We start from the raw sequence: 11,504 nt of genomic DNA on the forward strand, positions 1-11,504 counted from the left end.
CGTCTCATTTCAGTCTTCGAAGGACAAGCGCCGAAAGCATTCCCTGGAGGTCGCAGCCATGAAAGAAGGTAGTGCTATCAGCGCCGAGGACAGGCTCGACCAGGCACGAGCCAAACTCAATCGTGTCGACCCGGAGCAGGCGGCGGCACTACTGGCCGACGGCGCGTTGGTCGTCGATATCCGCCCGCACGCCAACCGACTCGCCGAGGGCGAAATCCCCGGTTCGGTCGTGGTGGAACGAATAGTGCTGGAATGGCGCCTCGACCCGACCGGCGCGCACCGGCTGCCCGGTCTCACCGAGAACACTCCGGTCGTGCTGGTCTGCAATGAGGGCTACGCATCCAGCCTGGCTGCCGCCGACGTCCTCGAACTCGGCCTGCACCGAGCCACCGACCTCATCGGCGGCTTCCGCGCCTGGCAAGCGGCTGGCCTGCCCGTCGCTCCCGGCGGCACACCAGCCGTCCCCTAGCCCGTCGCCTCGATCTGGCGGCGCCAACGCACTCCAGCCCGAGCTATCGCATCGGGCGGTATCGCTTTGCCCCGGGCAGAGGGTGGGCTCATGGCTTTTACCAGCCACTACCAAGTCTGGATGGCGTCCCGCAACGCGGGTTCGGGGTCATTACCGAGAAGCTTCGCCGAGATAGCGATCCCCAAAACCGTCGCAGCCTGGGCGAATATCGGTTCCGAAGAATTCATGACGTCAAAACCTGCGCGGTCGACGCGGAGCACACCGGGAGGCAAGGCGATTCGGGGCTCGGCAGTCAGACCGCGCAGGACAGCGTCGGCCATATCCGTCGGCAGACCCGAGGTGAACGGACGTGTCCACAGTCGGCTCGGGCAAGTTGGTTGGTCGGCTCCGTCGAGCAGGTCGAAAGGCACGACTGCGATTTCGATCTGCACAGCCGGACCGTTGCCGACAAGGAACTCCGCGACGAGCAGAGCACGCGGTGCGATACCGCCGAAGCGACGTAGCACTTCCACCAGAACCCGGGCGCCCCCACCTATATTGGGTTCAGCCATCGCGGAAACCGTGGAAGTGAGTACTCGCGCCACCGGATACGCGGCGCTCGTATCGTCTTCGTCAACAACAGCGATCCCGTGCTTCTCGAGTTCGAGCTTCATCATCGCGGCGGCAACCATCCTGCTCCCCCGCAGCTATTTTCTTTATATCCAAAATTGGGGCGAGCAGTCCTTTTCATCGACCTTCGTCAGTATTACCGTAACCTTCTGACCAATAGCTTTTGTCTACCTCGTAGGGTTTAACAACAAAATTCGCAGGGTAGTCGCGGAACCCCGGCTGATCACGAAGGCGGAGGATGGCATTGCGGGCGTCTTCTTCTGATTCGTACACGCCGATTCGCTTGCGCTCCTCCTCCCTATCATCGTTCTGATAGACATGTTCGAGTAAGAACACTGAACCCATCAATCCGACCTCTCGTCTCGCTTACGAATCAGGGGGTGAAAAAGCCTTCAGACCAGTGATCCTTGCCGACTGTGTACCGATCGATATGAAAATCGTCAGGTCGGTCGCGGAAACCTGGCAGGTCCTTCATTCGCTCGGCAGCCTGTACGGCCCTCAATTCGGTGGAGTACATCCCAACGGTTCTGACAAACTCCTCGCCGTTCTCCAACTCATACCAGTGGTCTAGGATGAAGATTTCGCGCATCGGCACTCCTGTTCTTCACTTCCTAATTCGGATTTTGCCACGACCGGTCGCCGTATTTCTTGATCTTATTGAACTCGCTATTGGGTCCGGTACCTTCCCAGTTTCCCGGTCCATAGTGCTCGTCCATCAGTCGTCGAGCATAAGCTTTGCCGCTTTCGCCCACATAGGGCGCTTTGCCTTTCGCCCAGCTCGGCGCATCGCTGGCCTTTTCTTTTCCGGAGCCACCTGCGGGAACCTTCTTAGGTCGGTCAGTGCCGTCAGCGACGGTATCGTCACTGTCAACGTAAACTTTCATGGCGATAATGGCACCGACTTTGACGGCCCATCCAGCCAGATCTTCGGAGGAGACATTATCGAACGCCGTGACCGTAAAGGCTGCGCCACCCGCGACTGCCGCTGCCGTACCGATAATCTTGGCGAGCTTACTGATGTCGTAGGTGCTTTTGAGCACTCTGGCGGTGTTACCAGCGATTGCGACGACGCCCACACCGGCGGCGACGTCGCTGAGGGCGGCGGTGATCCAGGAGGCCGCGACACCGATGACGACGGTTGTTCCCGCCGCGATCAAGGCGTTGGTGACAGCGTCTTTGAACTTTTCGCGGGCCTCGGAGGTGGCACTGCTGTATTCCTCGACCGGGGTGGCCAGGGCCAGCGAAGCAGAGGCTAGGTGAGTAGCGCCGCCGTTCAGGGTGGTCAGGTGCCCGAGGAGAGGTTCGAGACCTGTCTTGTCCTGGATATCACTGAACAGGTTGCTGATCTCGGTGATCCGACCTGCGGCTTCCTTGATGGCGCTGTGCCCGGCGAAGTCCTTCCAGACGGACGCGGCTTTGGCGAGTTTGTGTTTGTTGCCGTTGGGGAGTTTGCTTCCGAACTCTTCCTGGATCTTGCCGACAAGGGCGTCGTAGAAGCCCGGGATGCTGCCCTCCCCTTCGGTGACACCGTCACCATTCGTGCCCACCGAGGACGGGATCGACACCTTGTACTCCGACATCGCCGTCACGCTCGGACGGTCGGGCATCGGGTCGGACTCGTTGGCCAGTGCCCAGTTGTATCCAGCGGCATAGAGCATGTTGCCGAAGTTGGTGAGCGCATCGGCCAGGTTCGTACAGGTCTGCATCGTTTCCTGGGCGACACGGTCATAGGTCCTACCCCATGCCGCACATCCGCCAGTGTCACCGGCCATGCCCGCGCATTCACCTTTGACCGCATCGTGGACCGGTTTGTCGGCGGCACGGAGGTCGGTGGCCAGGGCGTGGCATTTCTTGCCGGCGTCGTAGTAGGTCTGCCAGTCGATAACCAGTACACCCATGTGTCTTATCCCTGGGAGAACATTGTGTAATTGGTGCCGTGGGCGGTGGTGTAGCGCGCGTGGGCCGCCTTGGCCGCGTCGCTGACATCCTTCACACCTTCGACGAATTCGCGTGCCCCAGTGACCCATTGAGCGTGTGCATCGGCATATGCCTGGGCAGCAACGCCTTCCCACCCACTGCCGGCCAGGGTGGCGACCCGGTCATCGATCTCATCGAGATGCTCGCCGATGAACCCGGCCAGTCCCGACAGACGAACCACGATCTCATCGAGATGGTCCAGGTCGACCGAAAACTGAGAGCTCATGGCAGATCCAAACTCGACGTGCTCAATGTGGTGGCGTTGCTCTCGTCTCCCGCCTGAAAGGTGTCAGCGGTGACGCCCAGTTTCTCCGCCATCCCGGTCAGAGCGGTCATGATCTGGACACCGCCGTCACGCACTTCGGTCCAGCCCTCGGAAAATTTGTTGGCCGCATCGCCGGTCCAGCTGCCATCGGTCAGCGAAGCGACGTCCTTCGCAGCGGAATCCAACGCCGTGCGCAGTGCCTCGGCCAACTCGTACACGTACTTGCCGACCTCGCGCACCTTCTCGGGTACCACCGAGAGGTTCTGGCCAGAGGCTGGTGTCCCCCCATCACTCATGATGCGGATCCTAACTGATGCTCGTTAGGGTAGCGATAGAGCGAGGTGGGAGACCTTGATCGGGCGGCGGGGTCGAGATCCCCGGATGCTGTGACCACGACCTTCTGTAGATGTGCTATTTCTCGAATTCATCAACTCCGCTGCAGCTCGGCCCCGAATGACGGGTACTGGCGATCGATTTCGAGCAGATCACCCGACCGTGCCGGACAATTCAGCCCTGTCAAAGTTGTGAATCCACGACGGTTCCGCCGCCGGTTCGGAGTCGCGAAACGCATCAAATGCCTTGTCGCGCTGCGGCGAAAGGTAGGGCTCGAGCTGTGTGCATGATGGCTCGATTCTGCACGGCGACAGTGTCTTTCGTCGGTTACAGTGTCGACCCGAGCCAGGATGCGAACCCGAGCAAGCTGTCTGTCTGCCGACGCTGGGCCATGGCGATACCCGAGAGCGTCTCGCGAACCGACGGGTGCAGCCGGGTTTGCTGGGGTGCTGCGGCGCGGGCCTTGTTGAGCGCGGCCAAGGCGCGGTCGGGCTTGCCGGACATCAGCCAGGCACGAGCGTTGTCCTGCCAGTGGTGCGCGATACGGGTCGGTGGGGCGCCGGGTGTGTAGGTCAGCGTGTCGCCTTCGACAGCTGCCTTGTTGGGGTCGCCCGCTTCGAGTTCCACAGCGTGGCTGTGGATCTCGACGTTCAGTGGGCCGAATGCCGTCATGTACAGATCTGTCTCCCCCGTGCGGGCTGCGAACTCGTGTGCCGCGCGTACATGGTCGGCCGCAGCGGCGTAGTTCAGCGTCCGGGCGTCATTGATCGCGCCGGTCAGATGCGCGTACCCGGCGAGCACCATTCCCGCCCTGCTGTCGTCGGCGGCGTCGATAGCCGAGTCGATAAGTTGGGCAGCTACGGCGGACTCGCCGTAATGGGTGAGCACCCGTGCGCGGGCGAGTGCGGAGAACGCGCCGTAGATCGGGTCGTCGGCGAGTGGGGCGTAGCTGTCGGCCAGGTCGAGCGCCGGCAGCGCCATCATCATGTGTCCGGTGCGGCGCACCGACCATTCGGCGAGCACGTAGGCGGAGGTCAACAGTGTGTAAGCGTGCGCTTTGACGTCGCCGGACTGCTCACGGATCGCGCCGTGCAGCTGGCGGATCAGTGCGGGCAACACCTCGATGGTCTGACGGGTACGGTCGCTACGGTAAAGCTGTTGTGCCGCTGCGAGTTCCGCCTCGAGCCGTTCGAGCGGGGCTGGTTCGGTGGCGCGGGCGTAACGGCCTTCGGTGAGCAGAATCGACAACCTGTTGATTGCGTCGGACAGCGGCTTACCGTCGTTGTAGGGTGCGCCGGTCAACTGCTCGGGTGTGATCAGTAGCGCGCTGGCCACCGCGGAGATGAATCCGGGTGAAGCGACCTCACGGCCTTGCTCGACAGCCTTGACCATGCTCAGGCTGTACCGGGCGCGGGTGGCCAACTGCCGTTGGCTCAGCCCGGCGATCTTGCGTTCGGCGGCGAGTGCTTGCCCAATGTGGTGCTGCCCCATGCTTCGAGCGTAGATCGATGCGGAGACTGCGTCTTCCTGTCCCTTCGCTGGCCCTTCGGCCGTTCGCCAAGCGCGAAGCTCAATGCAGCCCCGCCGCTGGGTCGATGCCATGTTCCCCTTCGGCACATCGACCGCCGGACCACGCCACACGGTCGGTGGCGACTGCTCCCCGGCGGCGGGTGCTTACCAACACGCGATAAGGAGGGACTGCACGGAATGAATCCGGACACGGACATCTGCCAGCAGCACACGCCGTGGCGATCCACATCCGCCGATGCTGACGAGAGAAAGCCGAAAGCCGTGCGCTTCGAACGGACCAATGGGTCTGGGCTGGACGCGCCGCAGCATGTGATCGTGACTCGTTGCGGCGCCGAGCGGCTGGACTGTCGCTATTTGCTTGATCCCAAGCCACCGGCGGCACCCGGCCCCGACATGCAGACCTTACTGGATGTACTGGATGGGCTGACCGACCCCGATGCCGATGCCGCGGCACTCGCCGCACAGCTCAGACCGACAGCCGTACCCCACGATGCAAGGCAACGATGAGGTCGCGTCCGACCGCGCTGGGTTGGGTAGACCCGGTGGTCACCGGAATGCCGGAATGGGATGCCGCGCAGGTGCGGCGGCTGGCGCGGCGGCTCGGCTACGCGCTGGTGTGGCCGCCGGAGCTCACGCTGGTGCCGCTGGTCGACCAGGTTCGGGGTGCCGATGTGGATGCGGTGATAATGCCGTCGCCGCTGCATATGGATGTGCTGATGTTGCATGCGGTGATGTGTGTCGCGGACGTCGAAACTGTTGCTCCGCGAATGTCTTTCGCTCGGTGGACCGCGTTCTCCTGTGGAAGGCAGGGATGATGAATTGGAGCACGGCCGGGCTGGTGCTGGCGGCTGGTGTGCCGTTGGCGGTGTTGGTTTGGGCGCTGTGCTGGCCAGTGCAAGTATCGCAGCGTAAGCCCAAGCGCAAGCGGCGCGGAAGTGAATAGCAAAGACCCACAAGGGTTTTGACTGCTTCGCAAAGCGGAGTGAAATTCGCTGTGACCGAACGGATTCCTGGCCATCGGGCCCATCCGACCCGAGCGTTCCACTGCAGGTTCGCGCCAACCTACTTCGTGTGCTGGACCCGCGCGCTCGCGTACAGGCAGATAGCTGCTGCGGCAGCAAGGTTCAGGCTCTCGGCGCGGCCGTGGATCGGGATACGCACTCGGTGGTCGGCCCGGGTGGCTACCGACGGGTCCAGGCCGTGCGCCTCATTACCGAACAGCCAAGCCACCGGACCGGCCAGCAGTTCGTCGGCGTCGTCCAGATCGACCTCGCCCTTGGCGGCGGTGGCGAGCACCGTAATGCCCGCTGCCGCAACGGCATCGAGCACCTCGCCGATATCGCGATGTCGCGCGATCGGCACATGGAACAGACTGCCCGCGCTCGCGCGGACGCATTTGCCGTTGTGCGGATCGACCGCATCCCCCGCCAGCACAACGCCATTCGCGCCCACCGCATCGGCGACTCGAATGAGTGTGCCCGCATTGCCGGGCTCGGCGATCTCGACCGGGACGGCGAGCAGTGTCGGCCGCTCGGCCAGCACGTCCGCCAGCGGCACGTCGATGTGGTCGCACACCGCGACGAGCCCCGGCGCGGTGACGGTTTCACCGAGGTGTTCGGCGGCGCGTTCACTCACCAACGTGGTGCGCACGCCCGCGGCGGCGGCCCCGGCGATCAGCTGATTCTCCCGAACCGCGGCGTGCATCGAGTAGAACAGCTCGCGCACGCGCCCGGCTTCCAGCGCCGCCGCAACGGAATTCGCGCCCTCGGCCAGGAACTGTCCGGTCTTGCGACGCTGCGCAGCGCGCTGGAGCTTGACAGCGGAAACGACCCGCGGATTGTGCTCGGAGAGCGCATCCACGGGTCGTTCCGAATGCTGTGTCGTCACGCAGGTGCGGATCAGGCGGCCGGGGCGTTGACGTCCTGCGGGAGGGCGGCCTTGGCGACGGCGACCAGACCGGCGAACGCCTCCGCGTCGGAGACGGCGAGCTCGGCGAGGATCTTGCGGTCCACCTCGACACCGGCGGCCTTGAGGCCCTGGATGAAGCGGTTGTAGGTGATGTCGTTCAGGCGCGCCGCGGCGTTGATACGGGCGATCCAGAGCTTGCGGAAGTCACCCTTGCGCGCCCGGCGGTCGCGGTAGGCATAGGTGAGCGAGTGCAGCTGCTGTTCCTTGGCCTTGCGGTACAGCCGCGAGCGCTGGCCGCGGTAGCCCTTGGAGGCCTCGAGAACGGAACGGCGCTTCTTCTGCGCGTTGACGGCCCTTTTGACGCGTGCCATGGGTCAGTCCTTTGTCGATCTAGGGGGCGCTGTGCGTGACGCCCTGGAATTGGTCGGTGGTCGGCGTCCGGAATCCCGGTCGCGCGGGTGCTGGCCTAGGTCTCAGAGACCCAGGAGGCGCTTGACGCGAGGGACGTCAACGGACGCGACGGCTTCCGTGCCGTCCAGACGACGAGTCCGGCGAGTGGACTTGTGCTCGAGCAGGTGGCGACGGTTCGCCTGCTGACGCAGCAGCTTGCCACGGCCCGAAACCTTGAATCGCTTCGAGGCGCCGCTGTGGCTCTTCATCTTCGGCATGGATTCCTCTATCTGTCTCGTACCGGTGGTCCTCGTCGGACCACCGGTTTTCTGATCGGTATTACTGCGGGTCGGCCGGCGCGGCCTGTTCGGCGACCGGTGCGCCCGCGGCAGGTGCGGGAGCGGCAGGCGCTTCGGTGGCGGCGGGACGCGGTGCCCGCGAATCCTCCTGCGCCTTCACCCGCGTCTTCGCACCCTTATGCGGTGCGAGGACCATGGTCATATTGCGACCGTCCTGCTTGGCGGAGGTCTCGACGAAACCCAATTCGGCGACGTCGGAGGCCAGACGCTGCAGCAGCCGGAAGCCCAATTCGGGACGCGACTGCTCACGACCGCGGAACATGATCGTGACCTTGACCTTCGAGCCGGCCTCGAGGAAGCGAACAACGTTGCGCTTCTTGGTCTCATAGTCGTGGTCGTCGATCTTGGGACGGAGCTTCTGCTCCTTGATCACGGTCTGCACCTGGTTCTTGCGAGACTCGCGCGCCTTCTGCGCCGTCTCGTACTTGAACTTGCCGTAGTCCATGATCTTGCAGACCGGTGGACGGGCATCCGGCGCGACCTCGACCAAGTCGAGATCCGCCTCGAGGGCGACGCGTAGTGCATCTTCAACACGCACGATCCCAACCTGTTCACCACCCGGTCCGATAAGTCGGACCTCGGGAACGCGGATGCGATCGTTGATGCGGGTCTCAGTGCTGATGGGGCCTCCTAGGTCAAGCGGTGTCGTCAGACGACCGCGCGCAATAACGGCAACCCCTTTTCAACACAAAGGCCCCGTTGCGGTATTCCGCTACGGGGCCCGAGTCGACCGGCCTTCGACCACGAGCATGCTCGTGCCGACCTTGTCCATGAGGGTCCTCGCCGAGGACCCTCCGCACAAGAAACCCGCCCAGGCAGGGCGGGGGACCGGACCGTTTGACCAGTACGATTGCTCGTCGGCAACGGTGGGAGTCGGGCTCCACTTATCAGCCCCAGGCAAGCCCGGGGCGGTCGTCAGCGGAAAGTCTAACATTCCCACTCGCTATCGCCGAATCGCCCCGCCCCGGCGACCGCGCCCGACCACCACGATGCCATCCTCGTGCCTATGAGTGACGAGGCAGTATCCGATGCGACCGACGTCCGCGAGTTGGCCGAGATCCCCGCGGTCGAGATCATCAGCCGCGCCGCGATGATGCTGATGAGCGCGGCAGCGGAAAAGCTCGGACTCGCCGACGAGGATCCGGACAACAGTCCGCGCCGCGATCTGGACGAGGCGCGCCGCCTGATCACCGCGCTCGCCGGGCTGATCACCTCGTCTATCGAATACTTCGGCCCGCATGCCGGTCCGTATCGCGACGGCCTGAAGTCGTTGCAGCTCGCCTTCCGCGAGTCCTCGGCGCATCCGGACGAGCCGGGCAAGGGTCCGGGCGAGAAGTACACCGGCCCGGTCTACGCCTAGCTAAATTTTGCCCAGCGGGAAACATTGCCCGATGGGCAAGTTTCGTCGTACTCTGGTGTCATGCCAGATGAGCAAGTCCTCGGCCTTCGCGAGCGCAAGAAACTCGACACCCGCAAGGCACTCAGCGATGCGACGCTCGAGCTGGCATTCGAACGCGGACTGGCCAATATCACCAGAGAGGACATCGCCGCCCGCGCGGGCGTGTCGGTCAGGACCTTCAACAACTACTTCACCGGTAAGCACGAGGCGCTGGCCTACCGGCAGACCGAGCGGATCCAGCGCAGTCTGATCGCACTGCGGAACCGGCCCGTGGACGAGCCGCTCTGGACCGCGATCACCGCGGCAGTCCTCGAACCACTCGAAGCCGACGGCGCCGGAGACCACCCGCCGACACCGCGCCAACTGGCGGTCATTCGCGAATTGCTCGAAGCGCCGGAGACCCGGACCGCGGTGTCCAAGGCGGTATCCGACGACTGGATCGAGGCGATCGCGGCACGCACCAGAACCGACGCGGCCCGCGATCTGTATCCCCGCCTCGTCGTCGGCGCGATCGGCGCGATCTACCAGGCCGCTACCGCGACCTATGTGTACGCGGATCCGCCGGTATTGCTCACCACATTGCTACGACAAGCCATCGACGAGGTAGCCGCGGGACTTCCCGCGCCGTCCGTCGACGACTGACTCACCGCACACTCACTTTTCAAAGGCAACTAGAGGTGTATTTGTCATGCCCGAAAACTCTTTCGACGTAGTCATTTCCGGTGCCGGACCGAACGGGCTGATGCTCGCCTGCGAACTCGCACTGCTCGGCGTGCGTCCCATCGTGCTGGAGAAACTGAGCGAGCCCAGCGCCGAGCCGAAAGCGAACGGCCTTGTCGGCCAGGTGATTCGGCTGCTGGATATGCGCGGCCTGTACCACGAATTCGGCGGCGCGCCGGGCGCTCCGCAGCCCGTGCCCGGCTATCTGTTCAGTGGGATGCCGGTGTCGTTCGCCGAAGTCGCGAACAATCCGATGTACGCGCTGCTCATCCCCCAGCCGAAACTGGTTCGCTTGTTGGAGAAGAGGGCACGCGAACTCGGTATCGAAATCCGCTGGGGCCATGAGCTGACCGATCTGGTCCAGCGGGACGGGAGCGTGACCGTCACAGTGACGGGTCCCGACCGCGAGTACGACCTGACCACCACATACTTGGTCGCGGCTGACGGCGGCAAGAGCTTCGTCCGCAAACACATCGGAATCGAATTCCCCGGCAGCACAAACGCATCGAAGTTGGTCCGGATGGCACATGTGAGTGTGCCGGAGGAACTGCGAACCGGAGACGGCGGCATCCTGATTCCCGGCCTCGGGCGACTCCCCTTCGGACATAACCGACTCGAACGTGGCATGTTCATCTTCGCGGAGCTCGAACGCGGCCGCCCGTTGGTCGCGACCATGGAGTTCGACGGCGATCCGGTACCGGAGGATACGCCGATGACGCTCGACGAACTACGCGCGAGTCTGCGGCGGGTGCTCGGTGTCGACCTGCCGATCGCGCCACCGCCTGGATCCGGCCCGCACGCCTTGCGCCGTACCGAAGGCCAGAACACTCGACTGGCCGAACGCTATCGCGACGGAAATGTGTTCCTGCTGGGCGATTCCGCCCACGTGCACTCGGCGATGGGCGGCCCCGGCCTCAACCTCGGTTTGCAGGACGCGGCCAATCTCGGTTGGAAGCTCGCCGCACAGGTGAACGGTTGGGCACCCGTGGGACTGCTGGACACCTATCACTCCGAGCGTTACCCGGTCGGCGAGCGCGTCATGATGCACTCACTGTCCCAGCTCGCACTGATGGCGCCCGGTCCGGAGGTCACCGCGCTGCGCGAGTTCATGGGCGAACTACTCAAAGCACCTGAAAGCGCTGGACATATCGCACATCTGCTCGCGGGATCCGATATCCGCTACGACGTCGGCGATCCGCACCCCCTGTCCGGACGCATGGTCCCTGATCTCACCCTCGAAACCTCGGACGGCCGAACACGTATCGCCGATCTGCTGCACTCGGCACGAGCTGTACTGGTCCAATTGACCGAGAACAGCGGGTTCGCCGATATCGCGGGCGACTGGAACGACCGGGTCGATACCGTGATCGCGACCTGTCCGGACGCGCCCGCTGACGCGCTACTCATCCGACCGGACGGCTATGTGGCCTGGGCAGGTGAAGTCGGTACCGAAGATGACCGACTCCGGAACGCATTGACGCGGTGGTTCGGTCCAGCTCGAAGCTCGTAGGCACGCCGATGTGGCCCGCCCGGAATCGCGGAGAT

The 11,504-nt window shown here is 63.9% G+C and carries 17 protein-coding genes; 6 read left to right on the forward strand and 11 right to left on the reverse strand.

Annotation, left to right across the window (positions count from 1 at the left end):
• Window positions 1-58 precede the first annotated feature (58 nt).
• A complete protein-coding gene (locus ACFYOW_RS39480; protein ID WP_387295467.1) occupies window positions 59-469 on the forward strand; it encodes a rhodanese-like domain-containing protein in 411 nt (136 codons plus the stop codon).
• A gap of 107 nt (window positions 470-576) precedes the next feature.
• Here ACFYOW_RS39480 and ACFYOW_RS39485 read toward each other — a convergent pair whose 3' ends face one another.
• The 7 genes from ACFYOW_RS39485 to ACFYOW_RS39515 all read right to left on the reverse strand — a co-directional run bounded on the left by ACFYOW_RS39485 (window position 577) and on the right by ACFYOW_RS39515 (window position 5,144).
• A complete protein-coding gene (locus tag ACFYOW_RS39485; RefSeq protein ID WP_387295469.1) occupies window positions 577-1,140 on the reverse strand; it encodes a hypothetical protein in 564 nt (187 codons plus the stop codon).
• Between the two features lie 55 nt (window positions 1,141-1,195).
• Window positions 1,196-1,423 (reverse strand): hypothetical protein, encoded by a 228-nt coding sequence (locus tag ACFYOW_RS39490; protein ID WP_387295471.1) that lies wholly within the window; start codon window positions 1,421-1,423, stop codon window positions 1,196-1,198.
• A gap of 28 nt (window positions 1,424-1,451) precedes the next feature.
• On the reverse strand, window positions 1,452-1,667 hold the full coding sequence (locus ACFYOW_RS39495; protein ID WP_387295473.1) for a hypothetical protein: 216 nt from the start codon (window positions 1,665-1,667) through the stop codon (window positions 1,452-1,454).
• A 22-nt stretch (window positions 1,668-1,689) separates the two neighbouring features.
• On the reverse strand, window positions 1,690-2,976 hold the full coding sequence (locus ACFYOW_RS39500) for a hypothetical protein (protein ID WP_387295475.1): 1,287 nt from the start codon (window positions 2,974-2,976) through the stop codon (window positions 1,690-1,692).
• Window positions 2,977-2,981: 5 nt separating this feature from the next.
• A complete protein-coding gene (locus ACFYOW_RS39505) occupies window positions 2,982-3,281 on the reverse strand; it encodes a WXG100 family type VII secretion target (protein WP_387295477.1) in 300 nt (99 codons plus the stop codon).
• Window positions 3,278-3,616 (reverse strand): ESX-1 secretion-associated protein, encoded by a 339-nt coding sequence (locus ACFYOW_RS39510; RefSeq protein ID WP_387295479.1) that lies wholly within the window; start codon window positions 3,614-3,616, stop codon window positions 3,278-3,280. The genes ACFYOW_RS39505 and ACFYOW_RS39510 overlap by 4 nt, the downstream gene beginning before the upstream one ends.
• Window positions 3,617-3,980: 364 nt before the next feature.
• A complete protein-coding gene (locus ACFYOW_RS39515) occupies window positions 3,981-5,144 on the reverse strand; it encodes a helix-turn-helix domain-containing protein (protein WP_387295481.1) in 1,164 nt (387 codons plus the stop codon).
• Window positions 5,145-5,360: 216 nt separating this feature from the next.
• On the opposite strand from ACFYOW_RS39515, the gene ACFYOW_RS39520 reads away from it, so the two are divergent.
• Window positions 5,361-5,690 carry a hypothetical protein gene (locus ACFYOW_RS39520; protein WP_387295483.1) on the forward strand — a complete coding sequence of 110 codons (330 nt, stop codon included), beginning with the start codon at window positions 5,361-5,363 and terminating at the stop codon, window positions 5,688-5,690.
• Window positions 5,687-5,998 (forward strand): hypothetical protein, encoded by a 312-nt coding sequence (locus ACFYOW_RS39525; RefSeq protein WP_387295485.1) that lies wholly within the window; start codon window positions 5,687-5,689, stop codon window positions 5,996-5,998. Before ACFYOW_RS39520 ends, ACFYOW_RS39525 begins: the two co-directional genes overlap by 4 nt.
• A 247-nt stretch (window positions 5,999-6,245) precedes the next feature.
• Here ACFYOW_RS39525 and ACFYOW_RS39530 read toward each other — a convergent pair whose 3' ends face one another.
• The 4 genes from ACFYOW_RS39530 to infC all read right to left on the reverse strand — a co-directional run bounded on the left by ACFYOW_RS39530 (window position 6,246) and on the right by infC (window position 8,507).
• Window positions 6,246-7,043, reverse strand: coding sequence for a TrmH family RNA methyltransferase (locus ACFYOW_RS39530; protein ID WP_387295487.1), 798 nt, complete (start codon window positions 7,041-7,043; stop codon window positions 6,246-6,248).
• Window positions 7,044-7,081: 38 nt separating this feature from the next.
• Window positions 7,082-7,462 carry a 50S ribosomal protein L20 gene (gene rplT / locus ACFYOW_RS39535; protein ID WP_040689024.1) on the reverse strand — a complete coding sequence of 127 codons (381 nt, stop codon included), beginning with the start codon at window positions 7,460-7,462 and terminating at the stop codon, window positions 7,082-7,084.
• A gap of 102 nt (window positions 7,463-7,564) precedes the next feature.
• A complete protein-coding gene (rpmI, locus tag ACFYOW_RS39540; protein ID WP_040689021.1) occupies window positions 7,565-7,759 on the reverse strand; it encodes a 50S ribosomal protein L35 in 195 nt (64 codons plus the stop codon).
• A 61-nt stretch (window positions 7,760-7,820) separates the two neighbouring features.
• Window positions 7,821-8,507, reverse strand: a complete 687-nt coding sequence (gene infC, locus ACFYOW_RS39545; RefSeq protein WP_387295654.1) for a translation initiation factor IF-3 — start codon at window positions 8,505-8,507, stop codon at window positions 7,821-7,823.
• 339 nt (window positions 8,508-8,846) lie between these two features.
• Between infC and ACFYOW_RS39550 the strand changes: the two genes are divergently transcribed.
• Genes ACFYOW_RS39550 through ACFYOW_RS39560 form a run of 3 tightly spaced genes read left to right on the forward strand, consistent with a single transcriptional unit; the run spans window position 8,847 to window position 11,469 of the window.
• Window positions 8,847-9,200, forward strand: a complete 354-nt coding sequence (locus tag ACFYOW_RS39550; protein ID WP_063044273.1) for a DUF1844 domain-containing protein — start codon at window positions 8,847-8,849, stop codon at window positions 9,198-9,200.
• Window positions 9,201-9,260: 60 nt separating this feature from the next.
• On the forward strand, window positions 9,261-9,881 hold the full coding sequence (locus tag ACFYOW_RS39555; protein ID WP_387295490.1) for a TetR/AcrR family transcriptional regulator: 621 nt from the start codon (window positions 9,261-9,263) through the stop codon (window positions 9,879-9,881).
• 46 nt (window positions 9,882-9,927) lie between these two features.
• A complete protein-coding gene (locus tag ACFYOW_RS39560; RefSeq protein ID WP_387295492.1) occupies window positions 9,928-11,469 on the forward strand; it encodes an FAD-dependent monooxygenase in 1,542 nt (513 codons plus the stop codon).
• Window positions 11,470-11,504 lie beyond the last annotated feature (35 nt).

Source organism: Nocardia sp. NPDC006982 (genome assembly GCF_042869435.1).
Lineage (GTDB): Bacteria > Actinomycetota > Actinomycetes > Mycobacteriales > Mycobacteriaceae > Nocardia.

Coding starts and splice junctions, on each gene's coding strand:
- ACFYOW_RS39480 (WP_387295467.1), top strand. CDS start 59: ATGAAAGAAGGTAGTGCTATCAGCGCCGAGGACAGGCTCGACCAGGCA.
- ACFYOW_RS39485 (WP_387295469.1), bottom strand. CDS start 1,140: ATGGTTGCCGCCGCGATGATGAAGCTCGAACTCGAGAAGCACGGGATC.
- ACFYOW_RS39490 (WP_387295471.1), bottom strand. CDS start 1,423: ATGGGTTCAGTGTTCTTACTCGAACATGTCTATCAGAACGATGATAGG.
- ACFYOW_RS39495 (WP_387295473.1), bottom strand. CDS start 1,667: ATGCGCGAAATCTTCATCCTAGACCACTGGTATGAGTTGGAGAACGGC.
- ACFYOW_RS39500 (WP_387295475.1), bottom strand. CDS start 2,976: ATGGGTGTACTGGTTATCGACTGGCAGACCTACTACGACGCCGGCAAG.
- ACFYOW_RS39505 (WP_387295477.1), bottom strand. CDS start 3,281: ATGAGCTCTCAGTTTTCGGTCGACCTGGACCATCTCGATGAGATCGTG.
- ACFYOW_RS39510 (WP_387295479.1), bottom strand. CDS start 3,616: ATGAGTGATGGGGGGACACCAGCCTCTGGCCAGAACCTCTCGGTGGTA.
- ACFYOW_RS39515 (WP_387295481.1), bottom strand. CDS start 5,144: ATGGGGCAGCACCACATTGGGCAAGCACTCGCCGCCGAACGCAAGATC.
- ACFYOW_RS39520 (WP_387295483.1), top strand. CDS start 5,361: ATGAATCCGGACACGGACATCTGCCAGCAGCACACGCCGTGGCGATCC.
- ACFYOW_RS39525 (WP_387295485.1), top strand. CDS start 5,687: ATGAGGTCGCGTCCGACCGCGCTGGGTTGGGTAGACCCGGTGGTCACC.
- rplT (WP_040689024.1), bottom strand. CDS start 7,462: ATGGCACGCGTCAAAAGGGCCGTCAACGCGCAGAAGAAGCGCCGTTCC.
- rpmI (WP_040689021.1), bottom strand. CDS start 7,759: ATGCCGAAGATGAAGAGCCACAGCGGCGCCTCGAAGCGATTCAAGGTT.
- ACFYOW_RS39550 (WP_063044273.1), top strand. CDS start 8,847: ATGAGTGACGAGGCAGTATCCGATGCGACCGACGTCCGCGAGTTGGCC.
- ACFYOW_RS39555 (WP_387295490.1), top strand. CDS start 9,261: ATGCCAGATGAGCAAGTCCTCGGCCTTCGCGAGCGCAAGAAACTCGAC.
- ACFYOW_RS39560 (WP_387295492.1), top strand. CDS start 9,928: ATGCCCGAAAACTCTTTCGACGTAGTCATTTCCGGTGCCGGACCGAAC.